The following is a 24,307-nucleotide window of genomic DNA, read 5'->3' as shown; positions in this document are numbered from 1 at the left end:
TGGTGTCGCGGATCAGGGCGGTGTTCGACGTGGAGGTGCCGGTGGCGGCGGTGTTCGACGCTCCGACGGTCGCCGGGCTCGCGCTCGTGGTGAAGCGCGCCGCCGTCGGGGCGGACGGGGAGGAAGACGACTACGAGGAGCACCGCCTCTGATTCCTGTCGGGGATCTGGTGTCAAGGCCCGGCTTGCTGAGGGGCCTTCCCGCCTTCGCTTTTGCTGCTGCGGCGTCGGCGGCGGACATCCTCGGTGACGGTCCAGTGCTCCGCGATGATTGTTTTCGCCTGGTCGGGCGTGACGGGGTTGCCGTCGGTGTCGCAGATGACGGAGGGCATGCCGCGGTGCATGACGGTCCAGCGTCGTTCGGCGAGCCGGCCGGCGACGACGCAGAGTGCTTTGAGGTGCTCAGCGCCGCGTTCGACCATCTGCTGGTGGTAGACCCTGGCGAGTTGGGGGTCTTGTTTGCGGGCCCGGTCCGCGGCGCGGATGAGGGTGGAGCGGGCCAGTCGGGGACCCCGCTTTGGACATGGGTTCGCCTGTGCGGTCGGTGTTGCCGGTCTCCGACGCGCGTGGAGCGAGGCCGAGGTAGGACTTGAAGTGCGCGGCGGTGGGGAACCGGCCGGGTCGACCGATGACCGCGGTCACCGCCGGGCCACCGACCAGGGCCAGACCGGGCAGCGTCCGGGCCAGCTGCGCGGGGTCGGTCCACCGGTAGCACGTCTCCCGTTCCGCGGCGTGCGCGGCCAACTCGACGCCGACGGCGCGGAGCAGCCGCACCTCGGTGGCGATCTCCGCGGCGAGGTCGGTGAACGCCACCGCCGGATGCGTGCCGTAGAGGTCGACCGCGGCCTGCGCCGCGGTCAGCCACTGCTCGGCCCGAGCCTGTCCTTGATGGTTGTTCGACGCTTTCACGATCACCGCGGTCAACCTGGCCAGGCCCGCCTTGAGCAGCGCCCGCGGGTCGGCGAGACGTTCCAGCATGGCCAGGTCGGCGTGGCCCAGGTCACCGGTGAGCGGGGTGCACGGCATCACCTGCCGGACCAGGTCCTTGATCCGCACCTTGCTCCGCCGCGGCCATCGTCAGCCGGTCACACGCCCGCACCCGCTGGTCCAGATCCGCCGCCTCAGCCCCAGCCAGCTCCAGCTCCCGCGGCGGATCGGTCGTCACGCCCGGTCGTACACCCGTGGCCCGAGCGCCCCGTCACCGCACGACATCCGCCGCCACGCACCGGCCGGCACCGTGCCGACCAATGTCTTGACCGCAGCGTGGGTGTGTAGCTCGGCGGCCACCCCTGCGGTGAATCATGCGAACGGCACTCCCGCCCGCCGACGCGGCTCCACCCGCGAGAACCGGTTCGCGACCCGCGCGAACAGATCGTCACAGTCAACGTCCCATGCCTCAACCAGCACAGCACTGACCACATAGGACAAACGAACGACCGCCGGCACGGGTCACGAACCGCGTTGCAGTATCAAGCTTGGTACTCCCAGGAGAGGCCGTCCAGCGACGACACCAGGCCGCCGGGGAACATCGCGGCCTCCCGGGCAGCGTCGGTGCCCAGCAGCGCACGCATCTGGACCTGCGAGCCCTCGTACATCGCGCCACGCACCACCGACGACCGGAGCATCGCCGCGCTGCCGCTGTCGCCGTCGGACAGCTTGTCGACGGCGACCTCCAGTTCGTCGGCGCGCATCGTGAAGTTCTGGACGAACGTGTCGGCGTCGGTGAGCGCCGACTCGCCCGAGGACACTCCGGCGATGAGCTCGACGAAGGCCTGGAGCTCGGTGCGGTGCTCGCTGCGGGTGACCCGCTTGGCCTCCCAGAAGTACGAGTCCTCGTTGCGGTTCATCTGATAGAAGGACATCAGGAACTGGTAGAAGACGCCGTATTCGCGGCGGTAGCGCGCCTCGAACTCCTGCAGCGCCGGGCCCTCCTCGACGGTGCCGGCCAGAATGCTGTTGATCGACCGTGCGGCCAGCAGGGCGCTATAGGTTGCCAGGTGCACCCCTGAAGAAAAGACCGGGTCGACAAAGCATGCGGCGTCGCCGACGAGGATCAGGCCGGGACGCCAGAAGCGGGTGCTGTGGTAGGAGTAGTCCTTGCGCACGCGGATCTGGCCGTAGCGGCCCTCGGTCACGCGGGTGGCGTCCGCCAGATACTCGCTGATCAGGGGGCATTCGGCGATCAGGGCGGCCAGCGCCCGCTCCGGGTCGCCCTGGACCTTCTCGGCCATGCTGCGGTGCACGACCGCGCCGACGCTCGTCAGGGTCTGGCTCAGTGGGATGTACCAGAACCAGCCGCTGTCGAAGGCGACGGACAGGATGTTTCCGGAGTTCGGCTCGGGAAGGCGCTTGCCGCCCTCGAAGTAGCCGAAGAGGGCGAGGCTGCGGAAGTACTCGGAGTATTCGCGCCGGCCCCCGGCGCGGGTGTGCAGGCGGCTCGTGTTGCCGGACGCGTCGACCACGAACCGGGCCTCGGCCAGGCGCTCGTTACCGTCGGCGTCGGTCCACCGCACGCCGTGCACCCGCTCGCCGTCGTCCAGCACGTCGTGCACCGTGCAGCCCTGACGCACGTCGACGCCGAGCCGCGCCGCGTTGTCCAGCATGATCTTGTCGAACTTGGCCCGCTCGACCTGGTAGGCGAACGACGACGGCGAGGCCATCCGCGGCGACACCGCGAACGAGAACGTCCACGGTTCGGGCCGCGAACCCCACCGGAACGTGCCGCCCCGCTTGACCGGGAACCCGGCCTTGGCCAGCTCGTCGGCCACGCCGAGCAGCCGGCACACGCCGTGCACGGTCGAGGGCAGCAGCGACTCTCCGATCTGGTACCGCGGAAAGACCTCGCGCTCGAGCAGCAGCACGCGGGCGCCCCGCATGCTCACCAGCGACGACAGCGTCGAGCCGCCCGGGCCGCCGCCCACCACGATGACGTCGAACTGTTCGCGACTCTCCACCGGTAACCCCCAAACGGCAGGCATACTCCGAATGGCCGATCGTGGCACGGCCCGCGCGGCCGGTGGCACCCATCGCCAGTGCCCCTCCAGTGCCGCTCGATCGTCGCGAACAGACCCTTCAACGACTCTCCAAACACGCCTCAGTCCACCAGGCCGGCGAGGCCGGCGGCGTGCCGGCGCGCGGCGACCCGCGGCAGTGCACCGGCGATGAGCGGACGGTAGCGGTCCGGATGGGCGGCGAGCAGGTCGCGCAGCACCCGCAGTGCCCGGACCCGCACCGGCTCGACCCAGTCCACGGCACGCTCGACAAGGAACGGCACGTGCTCGGGCAGCGGCCGCGCCGCCATCCCGGCGACCGCCGCCTCACGCACGTGACCGTCCTCGTGCAGGCTGGCGAGCGCCGACGCGACGGGGTCCGGGCGCGGCGCTGCCGCGAGTACGCGATCGGCAAAGGGCTGCAGCTCTGCGCGCAGGTCGCGGCGGCGGGCGTGGAAGATCAGGCCGTTGATCGCCGCCGAGTGGTCGACGAGGTCGGCGAACGCGTCGGCGGCGGCCCGGCCCGCCTGCCGGTCCAGCGTGGTCAGCAGCGCGCGGTAGCCGGGCAGCTCGTGCCGGGCGAGGTGGACGTCGGGCCGTCGGTTCGGGATCGACTGGTGCGTGGACGCGAGCCAGCGGTAGGCCCGCCCGGCGCCGACGACGACGACCACGCCGATCGCGGTGCAGACGGCCGCCAGCAGCGGCGCCTCCGCCACCATGCTGACGTACCCGCGCACCAGGCCGACGACCCAGAGCAGGAGCACCCCGATCGCCAGCAACACGACCACGGCGGCGAGACAGGTCTGCCAGAGCGGGTCGCCGGACCAGGGGCGGAGGCGAGGGCGGGATGCCATGCGCGCACAGTACGCGAGAAGGTGCCGGACCCGGGACGGCGTTTTCGGAAGCCGAGGACGAACAGCGCGCCGGCCGCGCCGAGCCCGAGTCGGAGCGCAAATCGGACTGCTGGCGGTCAGCATGGCGAGCCCTCCATCTCGTGTGTCCGTCAGCAGTTGACGGACACAAAAGGCCTGGCGGACGGTCACCGAGCGACAGGAGTCATTGCCATGCTTGGCGTCGAGGAACTGCGTAAGCTCTGCGAGGACTTCCGGTACAACGGCCGCGAAACCGACGATGACGTCGTCGAGCAGATCAGGGTAGATGTGCAGTCCTACCGCGACGAGTTCTTCGTGAACCCGGTGCCGCAGGTGCCACCGCCACCGCTGCTGGAGCGGCTGCCCCTGATGGGTTGGCTGATCTATGAAGCGTCATGGCAGGCGCTCCAGCAGATCAAAGCGGCCTTCGAGTCGCTGGACGAGGCGCGTCGCATTCCCAGCGTCTGCGCGTACCGCCAGGTCAAACACCTGGCAAACGCGGCGCGTGGCCTGGTCTGGCCGGAGTTCGCTGGTAGGGCGCTCGGCGGGATCCGCGCACACGCCCTCGCGGAATCCAAACGCGACACAGAGGAGGGTTACGACGAGGCATACATCGTCCATCTTGAGGTGGCAGAGCGGCACCAGGTCTGTGTCGACTCGCACGGCAACCACCCCGACCGGGTTCGCTACCTGATCGACCTGGACGAGGTGGTGTTGCAGATTGCCCTAGCGGAGACCGGCACCGCCTGCCGGACCGCCGAGCGGGTCATTGGCCGATGGAGCGAGCAGTTCGCGGACGAGGATGAGCAGCAGTGGGTGCAGCGGATGTACGGGAGCCTGGCGAACGCAGTCAACACCGGAGAGCGGGCGCTCGGTGCCGCGAAACGGATCAGGGAGACCTATCCTCCGGCTTTCCGTGTTGACGAGTTCCGGCTGTCAATGGTGACCGGTGCGCGGAATCCCGGCATCATGACGGCTCGCGCGATCCTGCTGTTCCTGGCCCTCGGCCCGGCGATGGAGGCGGCTGGTCGGAAGCCGACGCGCGCGGCAACCTGGAGTGCGGAGCGATCGGCGCTCCTCGGCCTGTTCACGCGGGCGTACCGGATGATCGAGGCCTTGGTGATCGACGATGCCGGGCGCACGGTGCCGCTGGCACAGGCGCACCAGCGCGCGTTGGTGCAGCTGCGGCTCAACCTCGCGCTGCTGGTGCCGGGCCACTCGCTGCCGTCCCTCGAGACGTTCGCTCCGTGCCTCAAACCGGACCCATTGGACGACCATGCGGTGGAGGTCATGTCGGTGTGGCTGGCGAGCAAGGACGGCGCCGGTGGCCCCAACCACGGCAGCGCCATCGGCGCAGCGACCCTGCCACTGTTCGTCCAGTCGGTGATCGCCCTGCGGTCGCTGACCGAAACAGGCGACGGCGATGGCTACCAGGCTTGGCGCCGGACCTGGTTCGAGCTCGGGCGCTTTGCCGGCGAGCCGGGCCGGCGGGATCTGGTCGGGGAGGCCCTGGAGATCGCCGCGTCGCGCCGTTCACTGCGTATAGGCAGCCAGTAGCGCCCACTCGCGTTCCTGGGCACCGGCTTTGACGGCAGCGAGTTGAGCATCGCGCAGGGCGACGTCGAGCGACACGGATCGCTCGCGGATCGCCCGTACGATCCGGCTGGCCGCCTCACCGGTCCCCTGGTCGTCGACGGCGGCGATTCCGGCGACGACACATCGCGCGCCGCCGCTGAGCAGGCCCATCACCAGGTTGAGCGGTTCGGCCTCGGTGACATTGATGACCTGCCCGACGTGGCAGGAGGCCATCAGGATGGAGCTCGGCCAGCGCAGTGTCAGGGCGTTGCCGAACGACAGGTGAGCCTCGGGAAACAGCAGGTTCTGCGTCAGGCCGGTGCCGTCCCCGTGCGCGGCGAAGTGCACGAAGCCCCACCGCCCGAGCGAGTCTTCGAGTCGCGAGATCGCCGTCGGTAGCTCGGCAGACCCGATGTCACATGCGCTCAGCGGGACCGAGTCAGTCGTTTCCGGCAGGCCCCACGCGCCGCGTTCGGCTCGAATGTCGACGCCTCCGTCGCCCCCGACGAGCCGGATGAGCGCCCGGCCGCTGACCGGCGGCGGGGACCCGTGCTGCAGGCAGGTCAGGGACGGTGTCTGCGTAACGACGGCGTTCTCGACGACTCGCATTCGTGTGCCGTCGGTGCTGACGAGGCGCAGTGCCGGCCACGGCACCAGGCTCAGCCAGGAATGCGCCGAGATGACGAGTTCGAGTGGTTTACGCCGGTCCGCCACCAGATCCAACCGCAGGTCCTCGGGCAGGATGTCGTCCGCGAGGTGCCGCCAGTCGAAAGCACCGGGCGGGCCGACGGCCTCGCTGTACTCGACGTCGTGTGTGATGTCCTTGGCCAGTTCCCGGTGCCGTTGCACGTCGTACAGCATTCTGGCCAGCGCACCGTGGCGGCGGGCGTACTCGAAGAACCGCGCGTGGAAAGGGTCAGGGTCGAACCGCTCGAAGGTGAGCCGGTTGCCCGGCCGGACAAGCGACCGGAACAGGTGTGTCGTGGCAAGGCTGTCGGGCAGTTCCAGGTAGTCCAGTGCGTACCTTGGGCCAATCATCTTGGTGAGGACGGACAGGTCCACGGGCGGTGGCAGAACGGTGTCGGCGAGCATCGGCGACACCGCCTCCTGCAGCTCGAACCGCAGCCGCAGGAGCTTCTCGTCGGTTTCGGCAGTGGATACGAGGCGCGTCCGGTGGTCGGACTCGACCTGGATGATGTCCTGGATGATGTTCCGAACCCCCGGGCTGAGCAGCTGGTGATCGCCGGTGCGGAGCTGCGCGGCGAAACCGGTCTGCTTGGCCGCCAGCGCGACCCGCAAGCCCACTTCGGCCGCCTCCGCTCCCGGCAGCCGCGCTGCGAGCAGGGCGATGTCGCCATAGATGCGCTGGAAGACGACGGCGAGCGGCGCCCGTGAGCGCGCGATCACCCGCCAGCGGCCGCGCGCGTGCTCGGCGATGTGCAAGGCCTGCCGACAAAGACCGAGGGCCTCGGCGTGCTCCTCGGCCGAGCGATCGGGCCCGGCCAGGTACTCGGCGGCGGCCAGCGTGATCGACAGCAGGCTGATGCCGGCCTCCGGCGCTTCATCGGCGTCGGCTGCGCGTGCCGGGTCGTTTCTGCGGGCAAGCCGCAGGGCTTCGCGCAGCTCGTCACCGGCACGGTCGTCGCCGGTCTCCCACCAACTCATCGCCCGGATGAAGTTGCACCGATAGCGGGTGGAGAAACCCGAAGCCCGAGGCCCTGAGAAGTACGCGTCTTTGTCCTGCAACGCCGCCTCTACCGCCTGAGCTCGTCCGGTGGCGATGTAGGCCGCGCCCATCTCATACATCAGATGTCCCATGAGCGGTTCGGCGCCCGTGCCGTTCAGCGCGTCGTTGCCGACAGACGCCAGCGCCGCGTGTGTGTCACCGGTCAGCCGAAGGTCACGGGACACGCGATACCGGTGCATCGTGTAGAGGGGGAGGTCGAGGGGCAGCGCGTCGGGATCGTCGGCGGTGGCCTCGTCTTCCAGCTGTCGCAACGAGTTCGTGTGCATCTGGGTCGTTGTGTATGACACGCCCGTCGGCATCGTCACCGGGATCCCGACCAAAGCACTGAACCGGACGATGACGCCAGCGTGCCGCCACGCGAGCGCGCGGATCGACCACTCATCGCCCCCGTCGCAGGCAGCCCGAAGGTGGTGCTCGAGTGCCACCGAGAACAGACTCTTCTCGGCCGCGCTCTTGCGTGCGAGCGCCTCCCGCTGGCGGACGATGCCGACCGCCATATCGGCGTCGACCGCCAACATGATCAGATCGTCGCGGGCCAGGACGCGCTGGACGTCAACGGAGGGGCGGGGCAGCTCAGTCACGTCGTCACATCGCTGCGCGCCGGAGCGGTCATGTCCCATCCTGACGGACAGCCAGGCCGTCCGTCAGAGACACACGGAACCCGGTGGCCTTCTATCATTGCGCTGCCAGCCCCCGAGCAGCGGAGGAAACGTGGTTGATTTCGCGTCCGTGCCGATTCCGGTCTGCGCACCACATTTTGTTCCGGACGCGGTGGACGAGGAAATCCATCGATGGATCTCGTCCCCGCCGATGAAGGCGCTCGTCGCGGCGTTCGGGGGTTCGCTGCCGGCGGGATCGACGGCGACGATGCTGGACTGGCTCGGCGACTTCTCCGGTGAGCACTGGGACTTCCGGGAGCGGGACCACGAACGCGACCAGGTCGTCGCGCCGACCTTCGACCCGGAGACCGCCAACCTGATCCACCGAGCGGCGACCGCACTGCAACTGGTCACTCCGCAGCCGCCACCGCATTCGAAGTACCGGTATCTGCTGGTCCTCGGCGGGCTCGCCCGGGCGTGCCTGCAGCGCACGGAGTACGCCGCACGGCTGGTCCGGCAGCAGGCGACGATCATCGGTGAGCTGGCCGCCCTGGGGAGTTTTCGCCGGCTGAACGACATGGAGCGGGCCGTCCCAGGCCTCGCCGACAGCCCCTACGAGATCGACGCCATGGATGTCGGGATGCGCACCGGGTTCGACATCGACACCCCACCGGACAGGGAGTCGTCCGGCGACTCCGACACGCACAGCGCTTGGGAAACCCGTACCTACGCCGCCGCCGACATCGCGGTCCACATCCTCGCCGCCCCGTCGAACGAGCCGGACACCCGCCGCGCGAACACCTCGGACACCTACGCGTTCTGGGCACAGCGGGTCCGGCTGACCCCGGCCGACCGCATCCTGGTCGTCACCTCACCGATCTACGTCCCCTTCCAGCACGCCGACGCGATCCGGGTGCTCGCCCTGCGGCACGGATGCGGGATCGACACCATCGGCTTCGACCCGGCGCGGGCCACGATCGCGATGGCCCCGGGCGCCACCGACCCCGACCGCTACCTGCAGGAAATCCGCTCCGCCATTCTGTCCATGCGCCAGCTGCACCGATCCGTCAACGGCAGCGCCGCCGCCTGGTGAGTTCCATGTACACCACCGAACCACTGCCGACCGCTGATGCTGACGGCATGGTCAGGTGGCTTACCTCACCGGCCATGACCGCCCTGCTGGACGCCTTCGGCTTCCCGCCGCTACCCGGGGCGCCGCTGACCGAGAGCCTCGCTCTGGCCGACAGCTACTCCGACCGCTGGGACTACCGGCAAGGCCGAGAACGGATCGCGACGACGGGCGAGACATTCCCCGCCGACCTGGACGCCCTGATCCGCACGACGACCACCGCCCTCGGCCTGGCCGACCGCAGGAAGCCCCAGGACACCTCGTACGACCACCTTCTCGTGCTCGGCGGCGGCGTCCGCACGATGATGGCCCGGTCGACCTTCGCCGCCGACATTGTCCGCTCGGGCGTCCACACCTCCACGGTGGCTGGTTTGGGCAGCCTGCGTGTCCTCGACCACCAAGGGGGAGCCGCTCGGAAGCTTGGCCTGCGATCGTGTCCGACGGAGGGGGACGCGGTTCACGAGACGTTGCGCGCCACGTTCCGGCCCGCCGGCCCGGTCGAACCTCGCAGCGGACCCGACTGGTGGGTGCGCAGCTATCTCGACGCGACCCCGCAGATGCATGTGCTCGCCGTCCCGTCCACCCGTCCGGGCATCCGAGCCAACACAGCCGACGGGTACACCGGCTGGGCCGACCTGGTCACCCAACCAGCGGCTGGCGCCCGCCTGCTGCTGGTGACCACTGACCTGTTCGTGCCGTTCCAACACCTCGACGCGGTGCGGACCCTGGGCCTGAGGTTCGGCTGCACCATCGACACGATCGGCTTTGCCACCGCGGCCAACCCGTACGTCGCCCCCTCCCGTACCTTCGAACTGCTCCAGGAGCTCCGTGCCGCCATCCGGGCACTGCGCCGTTTGCACGATGCTCTCCTGCATCCCCGATGATGTGGTGGCCGCGGTCGTCGCACTCGGTCGGGGGAGCTGCCGCGGAACGTCCTACTGCGGACAATTGTCGACCACGCAGCCGCTCAGCGGCTTGATCCGCTCAGCGCTTTGCGCACCGCGTCAGTCATGGCAGGCGGGACGAAACCTGGCCTGCGCCACGTCACGCCGCCGCGCGTTGCCGCTGGATTTCACGAGCCTCACCTCCTGCGTCCAGCAACTGACGGACCGGGCTGCCCGGAACGGGCCGCCCGTTCGTGCCGAACCGGGAATCGTTCGGCCCGACAACGCCGCGCGAGCACAATGCGGCCCTGCGCGATTCATATTCTTGCCACGCACGATGCCGCCGACCGTAAGGACTGTGAAGCGACGTGACGGATCGCGCCCTGGTCATCGCGAGTCAGATCCTCGGGCTGAACGGCTGCCACAACGACGCCGACCTGGCCGTGGATGTGCTGAAGTCACGCGGCTTCGCGGTCACCTCGTTGCGGGCGGACACGGCATCCCGGGCCGGGGTGCTGGAAGCGTTCGAAGCGTTGATCGCGGCGACCGAGCCGGGGGACGGCGCCGTCTTCTACTACTCCGGGCACGGTGGGCGCGCGACGACGGACCTGCCGGGCGCCCCGCCGGAACTGCGGTTCCTGATGCCGACCGACGTGGAGGAGTCCGGGCCGGAGGACTTCCGGGGGATCCTGGCGGACGAGCTGAGCGTGTTGCTGTGGCGGCTGACGCTGCGGAGCCCGAACGTGACCGCGATCCTGGACTGCTGCTACTCGTCGCGGATGGCGCGCGGCGAGGAGGGCCCGCGGGCGCGCGGCTGGGAGGCGGACTGGCCGGTCGCGGCCGTGACACGGCGGTGGCAGGACGCGGCGGATGCATTCGGCCGGTTGGCGGCCGCGTTTCCGGACGCGCCGTGGAACGATGCCAACCCCGATGCGGTGCGGGTCGTGGCATGCGGTTCCCTGGAGCTCGCGATGGAGGGCTGGTCCCGGGAGCTCCGCCGGCGCCACGGTTACCTCACCGCTGCGCTGCTGCCGATCCTGCGCGACGACCCGTACGTGACCTGGGCGGAAGCGATCGATCGGGCCCGTCCACCGATCATGGCCCGCAACCCGCTGCAGCGCCCGGAGGCAACGGGCCCCGCAGACCGGTTGGCGTTCACGACGGCCGTGCGCCTGTCCGAGCGTCCGCATCCCGTCCGGGTGGACAAGGTGACGGGCCAGGCGTGGATCGACGGTGCCCGCGTGCACGGCATTCGCACCGGCGACGAACTGCTGCTCTCCGCCGCCGGACGGCTCCCGGACGCGGCCGCGCACATCGTCCGCGTCAGCCGCCTGGAAGGGTCGGCGGCTGCGCTGACGGCTCCCAGCGGGGTCACGATCGAGGGGGTCGCGCACCCCTGGCGGAGCACCGGGCAGGACATTTGCGTGCGGGTCGCCACAGTGGACGACGCGGCCGTCGCGACCCTGACCTCGATTCCGGGCGTCCGCGTCGTGACGGAGGGCGACGAGGCGGCGATTGTGACGGTCTCCGCCGGATACCTGCTCCACGACGGCGCCGGTCTCCTCCTGCACCGCGACCCGTTGCTCGGGTTGGACCGGCTGCGCCGCTCCGTCGACGGCCTCGCGACCTCGGCTCGGCTGCGCAGCCTCGGTAACGAGCCCGGCGACCTGGACGCACCCGTGGAGTTGCGCCTCGGCGGCGCCGCCGGGCCGGTCACGGACGGCGCGGTCCTGCACCCGGGTGACCGGATCCGGATCGCGCTGGCCAGCGGTCCGGACGCGTCGGCCACCGTCTACGCGAGCGTGCTCGACGTGGGTCTTGCGGGCCGGGTCACGATCCTGAACGACGCCGAACCGGCAGGGATGGCGCTCGCCCCCGGCAGCAGCCGGGCCATCGGCGAGCGACCCGGCGGGCTGGACCCGGGCCTGGAGCTCTTCTGGCCGGAGGCGGTCCCGGCGGATACCGCTCGCTGCGAGACACTCGTGGCGGTCTTCTCCGACGCGCCACAGGACCTGCGCAGACTCGCTCGGGACGGGGTCAACGAGCGGGACGGCCCGGGCGCCGGCGGCACGCTCGCCGCGCTGCTGCGCTCCGGCACCCGCGAATTCCGGACCGCGACGGAAACGGCGCGGTTTGCGATACGACAGGTGACGTTCGTGCTGTGCCCGGGTGGCACGGTCTGCGCGTGCGGGACGTGACCAGTGCGAATCACAAGCCTGGAGGAGAGCCTGGAAGCGCGGCACGAGGCCGTGTACGCGGTGTGCGCCCTCATGCACGCATCCGGCCCGGCAGAGGCGGCGGAGGTGGTGCGGATCGAGCCCGCGTTACGTTCTCCTGCCGCACTGGCCTTCGTCGGCGAACTGATCGGAGACGCCGCAGCGTCCGGCCTTTCGCTCGGCTATCTGGAAGCGCTGCGGAGCATGCTGAGCCGGCTGCCGCCGCTGGAGGAACCCGAGAAGCGCGCAGCGCCGGCCGGGCATGCGGGCGCCGACGGCCTGCTGCAGGCGCGGGAGCTGCTCGGCCAGGACCGGGTCGAGGAGGCCGAATCGGTGCTGGTCCGCACCGCCGAGGCCAGCCGGGAGGCCGGTGACCTGCGGTCGGAGGGGCACGCCGAGGGCATGCTCTGCGACCTGATCCTGCGCACGGTGTGGCCCGCGCCGGGTTCCCTCGAACGGCTGGCCCACCACGCGGACCGCGCCGTCCACGCGTTCTCCCGCGTCCGGGACGACACCAGTCTGGCGGCGGCGCTGCGTCGGCTGCTGGTGGCCGCGCTCGGGCTCGGCGACGAACCGTTGCTGACGGAGACCATCGGCCGGCTGGGTGTGGTGGATCCGCGCGGCATGCCATGGTGGTTCACCTACGTGCGGGCGGTGCAGAGCGATGATGCGCAGTACACCCGCGCCCAGCTGGAGTGGTGCCTGGAGAACGCGGCCAGGCTCGGCTCCGACGCCGTGACCTGGATCCCGCTGTGCGAGCACCGTCTGGCTGTCGCCACCGGCTTCGCCGGTGAACTGTCCGCCCTGCCGGCCGCCCTCGCTGCGGAGCCGCCGTCCCCGGCCCTGCGTGAGCGCCTGGAGGAGCTGGCCGCGCGAGCGGAGCGGATACGGGCGACGACCCGGTCCGGGGCGATCCACCGTGGACTGTCCACTGTGTATACGCCGGTCTATGAGGCGCTGGCGCGCTGCGTGAGCGGTGCGGACGCCGTTGACGTCCTGGAGCGCAACGCCAGCCGTGCCCTGCTGGCTGCCACCGCTGCGGCTGGCGACGGCACGCTCGACGACCTCGTGCGCAACTACGTGGCGCGGCCGACCGACGCGAGCCGGCACCTGCTGACCGTCGGCCTGCGGCGGCACCGTGACCGGGAGCGCATGGCGGCGCACCAGATCCGTGCGACCGGAGAGGTTCCGTCGCCGGTGACCGTCGCCCGCCTGCGCGCGTTGCTCGACGAAAGCGACGCGGTGCTGGTCCGGGGCAGGTGGCTGATCGATCGGGACGGGATCACCGAGGGCCGGGTAGACGGGCGGGTGGCGCCGGGCGCGCGGCTGTTCGTGGTCCCGGGCGCCGAGGCGTGGGCGGCACCGGTCGAGGCCGACCTGACCGCACGTTACCGGGTCGGCCGGGTGCCGAACCTGAGCATCCTGGCGCGTATCCTTCAGACCCCGGCCCGGCCGGCATCCACACTCCTGGCGGTCGCCGACCCGGACGGCTCCCTGCCGCACGCACGCCGCGAGGGCATGGCGGTCGCTCGCCACTACGCCGAGTCCACGGTGTACACCGGCGCCGATGCCACCCCGGACCGCTACCGTGAGGAGGCCGGCGGGGCGGACGTCGTGCATCTGGCGTGCCACGGATTCTACCTGCCGGAGAACCCCGACTACTCCGGCCTGCGACTGGCCGATGGCGCGCTGCTCTGGTACGCAGACGTCCGTCGAACGCCACTGTCGGCCGCGCTGGTCGTGCTCGGCGCCTGCCACGCCGGAACCGGTGAGATCCTCGCCGGCGCCGAGTACGTCGGGCTGCCCGGCGCGCTTCTCGCGGCCGGGGCGCGCACAGTCATCGCCCCACTCTGGCAGGTTGACGATGCGCTCACCACAGACCTGATGGACCATTTCCACCGCCACTACGCCGAGACCGGACGGCCGGCCGAGTCGCTGCGGCACGCCGGCGAGGCGATGGGCACCACAGCTACCGTGACCGCATTTCAGCTGTTCGGTGCACCGTGACCGAGTCCGTCGACCGGGACCTGAACCCGCCCACCGCCGCGTCGCCGGAGCTGCCATGGGAGCTGTGGCTGGGATACGACCTGGAGCAGTTCTACGAGATCTTCGGCGAGCTGTACTTCGTGGCGTTCGCTCTGCCGCCCGAGACGGTCGAGGAACTCGGGACGGTACGCCGATGGACCGTGTATCAGCTGCGACAGCTGCGCGTTTCGGGCATGCTGATCGACGCTGCGGACTACGCCGTCCGGGACCTGACCACGTGGACGCAGCGACGGATCGTCGCCGATCGGTCGCTCAACCGCCGCCGCCGGTCGATCCGGGACACGTTCGAGCTGCTGCTGCAGGTCGCCGGCAGTCATGTGCGCCCGGATCGCCGCCGCTACTACGACCTTGGCGTGATGTTCCACCGATTGCGGATGTGCGTCGACACCGAGCAGTTGCGTGACGCCTGGCCGGACTGGGTGCATCGGGGCTGGCCCGGCATCGTCGAGGTGTACCGGCGAGAACTGGACCGCAGCGCCCGAGTCCTGATCGACGCCGTCGCCGCGGACGACGCCGACCCGGCACTGTGGGAACTGGACGACGCGTTCCGGTCACTGGTCGCTCGCCTGCGGGCCGGCGGCGAGCCGGACGACGAGCTGCGCCGCCGGATCGCGGCCACGGCGCACGCAGCCGGGCTGCTGAACCCACCGAACCGCACCGGCCGGATCCCTGGACCGTAGCGGCTGAGATGGCTCGCCGCGTTCAGCTGGGGCCCAGGAAAGGATCACGCGGCGGGCGTCCACCGGCGTTCGACCCGGACCGGTACAAGCGCCGCAACCAGGTCGAACGTGGGTTCGGCCGGCGCAAGCAGTGGCGTGGACTGGCGACCAGGTACGACGAGCTCTTGGCGAGTTGTCAGGCCACAGTGGACCTCGTCGAGACCCTCGACTGGCTCCGCGCCGTGCCTGACCGTACCCAAGATCCGCTAGTCACTGCCTGGCGGCGCGTGGCCTATGCCGGGGGCGCGGCGGTGGAACGGCGCGCGGCGAGGGTCGGGGACAGGGAGATCAGGGTCGAGGGCCGGTGCCGGTCGGCGACGCGCTCCAGCAACAGGCGGCCGGCATGGTTGCCCATCTGGTGGCCGCTTTGGTCGACGCTTGTCAGCGAGATCGGGCCGAGCGTGGCGTAGACGCTGTTGTCGTAGCCGGCGACCGAGATGTCGTCGGGCACGGACAGGCCGGCCTCGGCGACAGCCTCCAGCACGCCCATGGCGGCGATGTCAGCACCCGCGAAGATGGCTGTCGGCCGCGGCCGGCGGGCGAGCAGCTGCTGTGCGCCGAGGTAGCCGCCCTCCCGGGTGTACCGGCTGGCGATCACGTCGATGTGCGCGGCGAGCCCGTGGTCCTGCATCGCTTGGCGGTAGCCGCGGGCGCGGATGGTGTTGGGCATCGAGGCGATGAGTGCCGGCGTACGTTCGACGTGTTCGATGTGGGCGATGCGGCGATGCCCCAGTTCGACGAGGTGCTCGACGATGAGGGCGGCGCCGGCGGTGTCGTTGTCGACGACGGTGTCATACGCCGCGGCGCAGACGTGCCGGCCGACGACTACGGTTGGCACGGTCGCGGCGGTGGCCTGCAACTGCGCCGGGGTCGAGGTCGGCACGATGAGCACCAGGCCGTCCATGCTGCGGTCGATCATGGCCTCGGTGACGAGCGCCTCGTTGTCGTAGTCGTGGCGGGCAGGTCCGACGAGCACCTGGTAGTCGGTCCCGTGCAGTTGCTTGGTGAGGCCGCTGATGATGTCGGCGAAGAACGGGTTGTAGATGTCGGGGACCATGACCCCGATGGTGTACGTCTGCCCGCGCAGGCCACGAGCAGCAGCGTGTGGCCGGTATCCGAGCTCGGCCATTGCCTCGCGGACCTTCGCCTGCATCGCGGGGCTGGCTCCGTAGGCGTTGCGGAGCACCTTGGACACGGCCGTGACGGACACCTTGGCGTGTTTGGCGACGTCGACGATGGTGACCCGTCGCGGTGGTGCTGACGGTTCCATCGGCGGGCTCCTCGGACGTGGGTGGGAGATGACCAGCATATCGGCGTGTCCGCGCAAGTCGTCAGACGTCGGTGGCGTCGGCGGCCGCGCCGTACGGCGAGCCCCCGTTGCGGCGTCAGTGCGGCAGAACGGCGGTGGTCCTGCGGGCGATAAGGGTCGGTGCGAGCTTCATGTGGCTCGCGGGCCGGCGGGGTTGCGCGATGCGGTCCAGGACGAGTCGGGCGGCGGTGCTGCCCATCTGGCGCCCGCGCTGGTCGACGGTCGTGAGCGAGACGGGTGCGAACCCGGCGAACATGGTGTTGTCGTAGCCGGCGACGGCGATGTCGCCGGGCACGGTGAGGCCGGCCTCGGCGATGGCCTCCAGCGCTCCCATGGCGACGATGTCGGCGCCGGCGAAGATCGCGGTCGGCTGGTGGAGCCGGGCGAGCAGCTGCTGGGCACCGAGGTAGCCGCCCTCCTGGGTGTAGGTGGTGGAGGCGACATCGATGTGCTCGTCGAGCCGGCGGGCGCGCATCGCCTGCCGGTAGCCGTCCGCGCGGACGGCGTTGGGCATCTCGACGATGTGGTCGGGGTCGGTCTCCAGGTGCTCGATGTGGGCGATGCGGCGGTGGCCGAGGTCGGCGAGGTGGTTGACGACCAGGGCCGCGCCGGAGAGGTCGTCGTCGGCGACGGAGTCGTAGCTCGACGAGCGTCCGTGGCGGCCGACGATGACGGTCGGCACGGACCTGGCGACGTGTTCGAGATGCTGGCGGCTGGACACGGGGGCGATGAGAATGACGCCGTCCATGCTGTGGTCGATCATGGTCTCGGTGACGCGGGCCTCCTCCGCCTCGCCGTTGCAGCCGGGGCCCATCAGCACCTGGTAGCCGGCGTCCTCGAGGACCTCGGTCGCCCCGTCGATGATGTCGGCGAAGAACGGGTTGCGGATGTTGGGCAGCATCACGCCGATGCTGTAGGTCTGGCCGCGCAGGCCGCGGGCCGCGGCATGCGGCCGGTAGCCGAGTTCGGCGATCGCTTTGCGCACCTTCGCCTGCATTTCGGGGCTGGCTCCGTAGGCGTTGCGGACCACTTTTGACACGGCGGTCGTGGACACCTCGGCGTGCTGCGCGACATCGACGATGGTGACTCGCCCGGTGCGTGCCGACGGCTTCGGCATCCTTGCTCCTTACCGGATGGGAGGGTGCGACACCCGTGGTGGCGCGGTCGTGCGCCTGGCCACGAGCGTGGGTGTGAGCTTGATGTGGCTGGCGGGTGTGCCGCGGTCGGCGATGCGGTCCAGCAGGAGCCGGGCAGCGTGTCCGCCGATCTGCTGGCCGGCCTGGTCGACGCTGGTGAGCGAGACCGGGCCGAACGCGGCGATCGTGGTGTTGTCGTAGCCGGCGACGGAGACGTCCGCCGGCACCGACAGGCCCGCTTCCGCCAGGGCCTGCAGCATGCCCATCGCGACGATGTCGGCGCCGGCGAAGACGGCGGTGGGCAGTGCGGGCCGGGCGAGGAGCTGCGATGCGCCCAGATAGCCGCCGTCGTGGGTGTACGTCGTGGACACCACGTCGATCTCATCGGCCAGCCCGTGCCTGCGCATGGCGTCTCGGTAGCCGTCGGCCCGCACGGCGTTGGGCATCTCGGCGAGGCGAACCGGGTCGGTCTCGCGGTGGTCGATGAGGGCGATGTGCCGGTGGCCGAGGCCGACGAGGTGGGCGACGACGAGGTGGGCGCCGGCGTGGTCGTCGTCGGCGACGGTGTCGTAGAGCGTGGAACGGCCGTGTCGCCCGACGACCACCGTCGGCACCACCCGGGCGATGCGTTCCAGGTGCGCGCCGGAGGAGATCGGCGCGACGAGCACCAGGCCGTCCATGCCGCGGTCGACCATGGCCTCGGTCACCCGGGCCTCGATGTCCTCGCCGTTGCGGCCGGTGCCGTGCAGCACCTGGTAGCCGGTGCCGTGCAGGTGCTCGGTCAGGCCGGCGAGGACATCAGCGAAGAACGGGTTGCGGATGTCGGGCAGCATCACGCCGATCGTGAAGGTCCGGCCGCGCATGCCCCGCGCACCGACGTAGGGGCGGTAGCCGAGCTCCGCGATGGAGTGCTGGACCCGGGCGCGCACCGCCGCGCTGGCGCCGGTGGCGTTGCGCAGCACCTTGGACACCGTCGTGGTGGAGACCTGGGCGTGCCGCGCGACGTCCACGATGGTGACCCGGCGGGCCGGCGCGTCACTGGTCATCCGCTCGACCTCCAATCGTGGATAACGTTGCCCCAGCAGTGTAGGGATGGTCGCCGCGAAATTCCTAGGGCCTGTTGTGGGCTCGGCTGGTTCATGAGCGCGAAGCGCGGCCGACCTCTTGACGTAACAGGCAGCGCGCTCCTATGGTCGGCGTCACACATTTGAAAAACGTTACCCACTGCCGGCCGCGCCGGTGCTGTTGTGCGCGTTGCGGTGCTGTCGCCGCGTCCGGCCACGGAGCGGCTCGATCGACCCGGACCGGACCGGTTCCGGCCTATCCGACTGAAACGTTTTAAGAGAGTGGTCGCAGCCTCATGACACTGACCGAGAAAGCGGCGGAGCATGTGCCGCGGTCGGCTCGCCGGCGTCGCACCGACCCACCGTGGTGGTTCGTGCTCCCGGCGATCGCGTTGTTCGCCTACGTCGTGCTCCTGCCGAGCGGGCGCGGCGTCTACTTCGCCTTCACCGACTGGGACGGACTGTCGCCGGACTGGTCATTCGTCGGTCTGGACAACTTCAGTGCCATGCTCGACGACCCCGACGCGCTGCAGGCGATCCGGCACACGCTGCTCATCGCGGTGGCCATCACCGTCATCCAGAACGGCGTCGGGCTGCTGCTGGCCCTCGGGGTCAATACGATGATCAAGTCGCGCAACGTGCTGCGGGTGTTCCTGTTCGCTCCGGCCGTGGTGACCCCGATCGTCACCGCATACCTGTGGCGCAACCTGCTCGGCCCGGACGGCGCGGTGAACAGCCTCCTCGCCGTGGTCGGGCTCGGCTCGTGGCAGCAGGACTGGCTGGGTGACCCGCAGCTCGCGCTGTGGTCGGTGGTCGCGGTGATCGTGTGGCAGTTCGCCGGCTACTCGATGGTCATCTTCCTGGCCGGGCTGCAGTCGATCCCGAAGGAGATCTACGAGGCGGCGGCGATGGACGGCGCCGGGCCGGTGCGCCGGTTCTGGTGGATAGTCCGGCCGCTGCTCGCACCCGCGATCACGATCAACCTGATGCTGTCGATCATCGGCGGGATCAAGCTGTTCGACCAGGTCTACGCGCTCACCGGCGGCGGCCCCGGGCATGCCACCGACACCATCTCCACCCTCATCTACAAGGACGCGTTCACCCTCGGCGAGTTCGGCTACAGCATCGCCCTCGCCGTCGTCCTCACCATCATCGTCGCGATCGTGTCGAGCGGGCAGTACCTGGTGCTGGCCCGCAACGAACGGGCGGCGTCATGAACCGCTACCGCCGCCGCACACTCGTCCTGGAGCTGGTGATGGTCGCCGTCGCCGCGGTGATCGGCTTCCCGGTGTACGTGCTGATCAACCTCGCCGTCCGGGCGCCGTCCGACACCGGCTCACCGATCCGGCCCACGACCTCGCCCACCCTGTCGAACTTCACCGACGCATGGCAGCAGGCCGGGCTCGGCGGGGCGCTCATCAACAGCACCCTCGTCACCGCGGTCAGCGTCGCGGTCGTGCTCGCCGTCTCCTCACTCGCCGCCTACCCGCTGGCCAGGATCACGGCCGCCTGGTCGAAGGGCACCTTCCTGCTGGTCATGCTGGGCCTCGTGCTGCCGTTCCAGCTGGCGGCGCTACCGCTGTACCAGACGATGCGCGACCTCGGGCTGCTCGGCTCGATCTGGGCGCTCGTGCTGTTCTACGCCGGGCTGCAGGTGCCGTTCACGACGTTCCTGTACGTCGGGTTCCTGCGGTCGCTGCCGCACGAGTTCGAGGACGCCGCCGCCATCGACGGCTGCACGCCGGTGCAGGTGTTCCGCTATGTCGTCCTGCCGATGCTCAAACCGGTGACAGTGACCGCGCTCGTGCTCAACGCCGTCGCGGTGTGGAACGACTTCTTCACGCCGCTGCTGTATCTCAGCGGCGGCACCCAGCAGACCGTGCCGGTCGCGCTCGCCGGGTTCTTCGGCCAGTACGTCTCCGACTGGAACCTCGTCTTCGCCGCCCTGCTCATCAGCATCATCCCGGTGCTGGCCGTCTACTTCGCGCTGCAGCGCAGCATCATCAACGGCTTCGCCGGAGGACTCAAGGGATGACGATCCACGTCTACGGGCTGCAGGCCGAGCAGCGCCATGAACCGCTCGGCATCGACCACCCCCGGCCACGGCTGTCGTGGAAACTCGACAGCGACCGGCGCGGCGCCGCGCAGACCGCCTACCGCATCACCGCCGCGCTGCGGCCAGCCGACCTCGACGACCCAGGACGCTCGCTGTGGGACACCGGCCGGCGTGAGTCGAGCGAGGGCCTGCTGATCCCGTGGGACGGGCCCGTCCTGCAGTCGGCCGTCCGCTACCACTGGCGGGTCGAGATCTGGGACGAGACCGGCCAGCCGGCCGGGTCGGCACAGACCTGGTTCGAGACCGGCCTGCTGCACAGCACCGACTGGTCGGCGGTGTGGGTCGGCCGCGACCCCGCCCGCCACCCGGCCGTCGAGCCCCCCGTCGCCGACGACGTCGCCGGCGCCGACCTGCTGCCACCGCCGCTGCACCTGCGGCGGGCGTTCCACCTCGCCGCCCGGCCGGTCCGCGCCCGGCTGTACGCCACGGCGCGGGGCGTCTACGAGCCACGGCTCAACGGCCGCCGCGCCGGCGACCACGAACTCGCCCCGGGCTGGACGGAGTATCACCGGCGGCTGCAGTACCAGACCTACGACGTGACCGATCTCGTCCAGGCCGGCGACAACGTGCTCGCCGCCGCCGTCGCCGACGGCTGGTGGAGCGGCTACGTCGGCTTCGACCCGCGCCGCGCCGCCCAGCACTACGGCGACTGCCCGGCGTTCCTCGCCCAGCTGGTCCTCGACTTCACCGACGGCTCCCGGCAGGTCATCGTCACCGACACCACCTGGACCGAATGCCCTGGTGCCATCCTCAGCGCCGACCTGCTGATGGGTCAGGTCGTCGACGCCCGCCGGCACGTGCCCGGCTGGGACACCGCCGGCACCGTCGAGGGCTTCGCGCCGGTCGCGGTCCTGGACACCGATCCCGGACCGCTGGCCGCCGAGCCGGACCACCCGGTGCGCGTCACCGTGGAACTGCCGCCCGCGACGGTGGAGCACAAGGCGCCCGGCCGGTACGTCGTCGACTTCGGGCAGAACGTCGTCGGCCGGATCCGGCTCACCCTGCGGTCCGCGCCGCGGGCCCGGCGGGTCACGGTCCGGCACGCCGAGGTGCTTACCGACGGCGAGCTGTACGTGGCCAACCTGCGGAGGGCCGTCGCCACTGACGTCTACGTCCCCGCCGGCGCGCCGGTTGAGGTGTTCGAGCCGCAGTTCACCACGCACGGGTTCCGCTACATCGAGATCGACGGCCATCCCGGCGAACTGGACCCGGCCGACGTCGTCGCCCGGGTCCTGCACAGCGACACCCCGTGGACCGGCCGATTCGACTGCTCCGACCCCGTCACCAACCAGTTGTACCGCAACATCGCCTGGGGCCAGCGGGGCAACTTCGTCGGTGTGCCGACCGACTGCCCGCAGCGCGACGAGCGTCTTGGCTGGCTCGCCGACGCCCAGATCTTCGCCCCGACCGCCAGCCGCAACGCCGACGTCGCCGCGTTCTTCGCCCGCTGGATGCGTGACGTCCTGGACGGTCAGGACACCGGCGGCGCGTTCCGCGACGTCGCGCCGGTCATCACCCTGCACCGCGAGGCCGCCCCGGCCTGGGGCGACGCCGGTGTGCTCATCCCGTGGCACCTGTGGCGCACCTACGGCGACCGGCAGGTCCTGGCCGACTCGTTCGACGCGATGGCTGCCTGGGTCGGGCACATCCGGCGGCACAACCCCGACCTGCGCTGGCGCCACCACACCGGCAACAACTACGGCGACTGGCTGCAGGTCGACGCGGAGACCCCACGCGACCTGCTCGCGACGGCCTACTTCGCCCGCAGCGCCGCGATCGTGGCCGACGCCGCCGACGTCCTCGGACGGTCGCGCGAGGCCGCAGAGCACCGCGCCCTGCACGCTGCGATCCGGCAAGCCTTCATCGCCTCCTACGTCCGCGGCGACGGCACCGTCGAAGGCGAGACGCAGACCGGCTACCTGCTCGCGCTCGCGTTCGGGCTGCTGCCCGACGGCTTGACCGCCGCGGCGGTCAAGCACCTGGCCGCCGGCATCGAGCAGCGCGGCAACCGACTGACGACGGGGTTCATCGGCGTGCAGCTGCTGTGCCCGGTGCTGGCCGAGCACGGCCGGGCCGACCTGGCATACGCGCTCCTGCACCAGGACGAGTTCCCGTCCTGGGGGTACACCATCCGCCACGGAGCCACCACGATCTGGGAGCGCTGGGACGGCTGGACCGAACACGGCGGCTTCCAGGCCGACGCGATGAACTCCTTCAACCACTACAGCCTCGGCAGCGTCGGCGACTGGCTGTTCGGCCGGGTCGCCGGCATCGACCAGACACCCGGCTCCGTGGCCTACCGCGAACTGCTGCTGCGCCCACTGCCCGGCGGCCGGCTCACCTGGGCCCGCGCCGAGCAGGACACCGCCCGTGGCCTGGTCGCCTGCGGCTGGGCCAGCACCGACGACCGGATCACCGTGACCGCCACGGTGCCGCCGGGAAGCACCGCCCTGCTGCAGGTCCCCACTGCCGACCCGGCCAGCGTGCGCGAGCACGACGAGCCGGCCCACACGCGGCCCGGGGTACTCGGGGCCGAACCGTCCGCCGCCGGGCTCACCGTGCGGCTGGCGTCCGGCCGTTACACCTTCACCGCATCCCACACCCCCGATCACACCCCCGTCCAGGAGATGCCATGAGACTGTTCCGAACATCGGCGCTCGCCGCTGCCCTGACCGTCGCGCTCGTGGTCGGCGCGTGCAGCAGCGGCACGAACGCCGGCTCCGACAGTGACAGCAAGACCCTGACCCTTGCCTCCGTCGACCAGGGCTCCATCGAGGAGGTCGTCAAGGCGTTCGAGGCCGCCAACCCGGGCGTGAAGGTCCGGTTCACCACGAGCGGCGCCGACCAGTACCAGCAGCAGATCCGCACCCAACTGGCCTCCGGCACCGCGCCCGACGTGATGACGGTCTGGCCCGGCAACGGCAACCCGGGCGCCACCTACGTGCTGGCGAAGCCCGGCTACCTGTTGGACCTGTCCGACCAGCCGTGGGCGGCCAAACTGCCGACCGGGCTCAAGAGCGTCGCGCAGTACCAGGGCAAGACCTACAACGCCGTCTTCGGCCTCAACGGCATCGGCGCCGTCTACAACGAGCAGGCGCTCACCCAGTCCGGCCTCAAGGCGCCGGGGACCTGGACGGAGCTGCTGACGTTCTGCCGCGCGGCGGCCGCCAAGGGCACCCCGGCGTTCGCGCTCGGTATCCAGGACAACTGGGTCAACCAGCTCGCCCTCTACGCCCTTGCCGCCACCGTCGTCTTCGGCGCCGACAAGGACTTCGACACCAAGTTGCAAAGCGGCGCCACCTCGTTCGCCAAGTCGCCGTGGACGACAGCGATGGCCAAGTACCAGGAGATGGACAAGACGGGCTGCTTCCAGAAGAACCCGCTCGGCACCAGCTACGAAGCCAGCCAGGACCTGGCCGCCACCGGCAAGACCCTCGGCATCATCCAGGGCAACTGGGTCGTCGCCCTGCTCAAGGGCAAGAACCCCAGCGGCACGTTCACCCTCAAGGCATTGCCCGCGACCGACACGCCCGCCGAGTTCATGATGCCCGCCGCCGCGGGTGCCGGTTACGGCGTCAACGCCAAGACCAAGAACAAGGATCTGGCGCTGAAGTTCGTCAACTTCGTCATGTCGCCGGAGGGCATGAAGGTCTTCAACACCAAGCAGGGCAGCCTCCCGTCCCTGTCCGACAGCGGCGCCGCGGTCGATCCCGCGTTCACCGAGCTGACCACGTACCTCAAGGACAACCGGACCGTGCCGTTCATGGACCAGCTGTGGCCGAACGCCAAGGTCCAGCAGACCATGCTCTCCGGCCTGCAGGAGATCTTCAGCGGGCAGTCCACCTCGGACAAGGTGCTTGCCGCCATGGACGCCGACTACAAGGCCGGCGCCTGACCACCCCATAC

Annotated in this window: 18 protein-coding genes and 2 pseudogenes; 11 read left to right on the top strand and 9 right to left on the bottom strand. The window is 70.4% G+C overall.

All coding sequences use genetic code 11. From position 1 onward, the window contains the following. Positions 1-172: 172 nt before the first annotated feature. The 5 genes and pseudogenes from Dsi01nite_RS40390 to Dsi01nite_RS40375 form a co-directional block, all read right to left on the bottom strand. Positions 173-421, bottom strand: a complete 249-nt coding sequence (locus tag Dsi01nite_RS40390) for a hypothetical protein (protein WP_203851678.1) — start codon at positions 419-421, stop codon at positions 173-175. Further along, complete coding sequence (locus Dsi01nite_RS40385; protein WP_203851677.1) at positions 402-1,055, bottom strand: transposase; 654 nt, start codon at positions 1,053-1,055, stop codon at positions 402-404. Before Dsi01nite_RS40385 ends, Dsi01nite_RS40390 begins: the two co-directional genes overlap by 20 nt. A 108-nt stretch (positions 1,056-1,163) precedes the next feature. After that, positions 1,164-1,286 (bottom strand): annotated as a pseudogene (locus tag Dsi01nite_RS59230) (IS701 family transposase); the annotation flags it as partial. Positions 1,287-1,468: 182 nt separating this feature from the next. After that, positions 1,469-2,953 (bottom strand): tryptophan 7-halogenase, encoded by a 1,485-nt coding sequence (locus tag Dsi01nite_RS40380; RefSeq protein ID WP_239136524.1) that lies wholly within the window; start codon positions 2,951-2,953, stop codon positions 1,469-1,471. 140 nt (positions 2,954-3,093) lie between these two features. Further along, complete coding sequence (locus tag Dsi01nite_RS40375) at positions 3,094-3,843, bottom strand: hypothetical protein (protein ID WP_203851675.1); 750 nt, start codon at positions 3,841-3,843, stop codon at positions 3,094-3,096. Between the two features lie 210 nt (positions 3,844-4,053). Between Dsi01nite_RS40375 and Dsi01nite_RS40370 the strand changes: the two genes are divergently transcribed. After that, positions 4,054-5,418: a hypothetical protein gene (locus Dsi01nite_RS40370; protein ID WP_203851674.1), complete on the top strand. Its 1,365-nt coding sequence runs from the start codon at positions 4,054-4,056 to the stop codon at positions 5,416-5,418. Here Dsi01nite_RS40370 and Dsi01nite_RS40365 read toward each other — a convergent pair. After that, positions 5,395-7,764 carry a CHAT domain-containing protein gene (locus tag Dsi01nite_RS40365; protein WP_203851673.1) on the bottom strand — a complete coding sequence of 790 codons (2,370 nt, stop codon included), beginning with the start codon at positions 7,762-7,764 and terminating at the stop codon, positions 5,395-5,397. The two genes, Dsi01nite_RS40370 and Dsi01nite_RS40365, sit on opposite strands and share 24 nt — an antisense overlap. Between Dsi01nite_RS40365 and Dsi01nite_RS40360 the strand changes: the two genes are divergently transcribed. The 6 genes and pseudogenes from Dsi01nite_RS40360 to Dsi01nite_RS59225 form a co-directional block, all read left to right on the top strand. Further along, a complete protein-coding gene (locus Dsi01nite_RS40360; protein ID WP_505661199.1) occupies positions 7,667-8,875 on the top strand; it encodes a hypothetical protein in 1,209 nt (402 codons plus the stop codon). The two genes, Dsi01nite_RS40365 and Dsi01nite_RS40360, sit on opposite strands and share 98 nt — an antisense overlap. Before the next feature lie 5 nt (positions 8,876-8,880). Further along, complete coding sequence (locus tag Dsi01nite_RS40355) at positions 8,881-9,795, top strand: hypothetical protein (RefSeq protein ID WP_505661198.1); 915 nt, start codon at positions 8,881-8,883, stop codon at positions 9,793-9,795. 368 nt (positions 9,796-10,163) lie between these two features. Beyond that, positions 10,164-11,993, top strand: a complete 1,830-nt coding sequence (locus Dsi01nite_RS40350) for a caspase family protein (protein ID WP_239136523.1) — start codon at positions 10,164-10,166, stop codon at positions 11,991-11,993. Between the two features lie 3 nt (positions 11,994-11,996). Then, positions 11,997-14,018 carry a CHAT domain-containing protein gene (locus tag Dsi01nite_RS40345; RefSeq protein WP_203851670.1) on the top strand — a complete coding sequence of 674 codons (2,022 nt, stop codon included), beginning with the start codon at positions 11,997-11,999 and terminating at the stop codon, positions 14,016-14,018. Further along, a complete protein-coding gene (locus Dsi01nite_RS40340) occupies positions 14,015-14,737 on the top strand; it encodes a hypothetical protein (protein ID WP_203851669.1) in 723 nt (240 codons plus the stop codon). Before Dsi01nite_RS40345 ends, Dsi01nite_RS40340 begins: the two co-directional genes overlap by 4 nt. Before the next feature lie 35 nt (positions 14,738-14,772). Then, a pseudogene (locus tag Dsi01nite_RS59225) lies at positions 14,773-14,898 on the top strand (IS5-like element ISMt1 family transposase); the annotation flags it as partial. Positions 14,899-15,008: 110 nt separating this feature from the next. On the opposite strand, the gene Dsi01nite_RS40330 reads toward Dsi01nite_RS59225, so the two are convergent. The 3 genes from Dsi01nite_RS40330 to Dsi01nite_RS40320 all read right to left on the bottom strand — a co-directional run bounded on the left by Dsi01nite_RS40330 (position 15,009) and on the right by Dsi01nite_RS40320 (position 18,267). Then, the gene (locus tag Dsi01nite_RS40330; protein ID WP_203851668.1) at positions 15,009-16,046 is read right to left on the bottom strand and encodes a LacI family DNA-binding transcriptional regulator; all 1,038 of its coding nucleotides are present in this window, start codon (positions 16,044-16,046) and stop codon (positions 15,009-15,011) included. A 115-nt stretch (positions 16,047-16,161) separates the two neighbouring features. Beyond that, positions 16,162-17,202 carry a LacI family DNA-binding transcriptional regulator gene (locus tag Dsi01nite_RS40325; RefSeq protein WP_203851667.1) on the bottom strand — a complete coding sequence of 347 codons (1,041 nt, stop codon included), beginning with the start codon at positions 17,200-17,202 and terminating at the stop codon, positions 16,162-16,164. A gap of 9 nt (positions 17,203-17,211) precedes the next feature. Then, positions 17,212-18,267: a LacI family DNA-binding transcriptional regulator gene (locus Dsi01nite_RS40320; protein ID WP_203851666.1), complete on the bottom strand. Its 1,056-nt coding sequence runs from the start codon at positions 18,265-18,267 to the stop codon at positions 17,212-17,214. Positions 18,268-18,659: 392 nt separating this feature from the next. Here Dsi01nite_RS40320 and Dsi01nite_RS40315 point away from each other — a divergent pair, with 392 nt between their 5' ends. The 4 genes from Dsi01nite_RS40315 to Dsi01nite_RS40300 are packed head-to-tail and all read left to right on the top strand — an operon-like array spanning position 18,660 to position 24,296. Continuing rightward, positions 18,660-19,502, top strand: a complete 843-nt coding sequence (locus Dsi01nite_RS40315) for a carbohydrate ABC transporter permease (protein ID WP_239136522.1) — start codon at positions 18,660-18,662, stop codon at positions 19,500-19,502. After that, positions 19,499-20,320 carry a carbohydrate ABC transporter permease gene (locus Dsi01nite_RS40310; protein ID WP_203851664.1) on the top strand — a complete coding sequence of 274 codons (822 nt, stop codon included), beginning with the start codon at positions 19,499-19,501 and terminating at the stop codon, positions 20,318-20,320. Before Dsi01nite_RS40315 ends, Dsi01nite_RS40310 begins: the two co-directional genes overlap by 4 nt. Then, positions 20,317-23,037, top strand: coding sequence for an alpha-L-rhamnosidase (locus Dsi01nite_RS40305; protein WP_239136521.1), 2,721 nt, complete (start codon positions 20,317-20,319; stop codon positions 23,035-23,037). The genes Dsi01nite_RS40310 and Dsi01nite_RS40305 overlap by 4 nt, the downstream gene beginning before the upstream one ends. Continuing rightward, the gene (locus tag Dsi01nite_RS40300) at positions 23,034-24,296 is read left to right on the top strand and encodes an ABC transporter substrate-binding protein (RefSeq protein WP_203851663.1); all 1,263 of its coding nucleotides are present in this window, start codon (positions 23,034-23,036) and stop codon (positions 24,294-24,296) included. The genes Dsi01nite_RS40305 and Dsi01nite_RS40300 overlap by 4 nt, the downstream gene beginning before the upstream one ends. The last annotated feature ends 11 nt before the right edge of the window (positions 24,297-24,307 follow it).

The organism is Dactylosporangium siamense (assembly GCF_016862795.1).
In the GTDB taxonomy this organism is placed as follows: domain Bacteria; phylum Actinomycetota; class Actinomycetes; order Mycobacteriales; family Micromonosporaceae; genus Dactylosporangium; species Dactylosporangium siamense.
The sequence above is the reverse complement of the archived record's forward strand: the minus strand, read 5'-3'. Positions and strand labels throughout refer to the sequence as shown.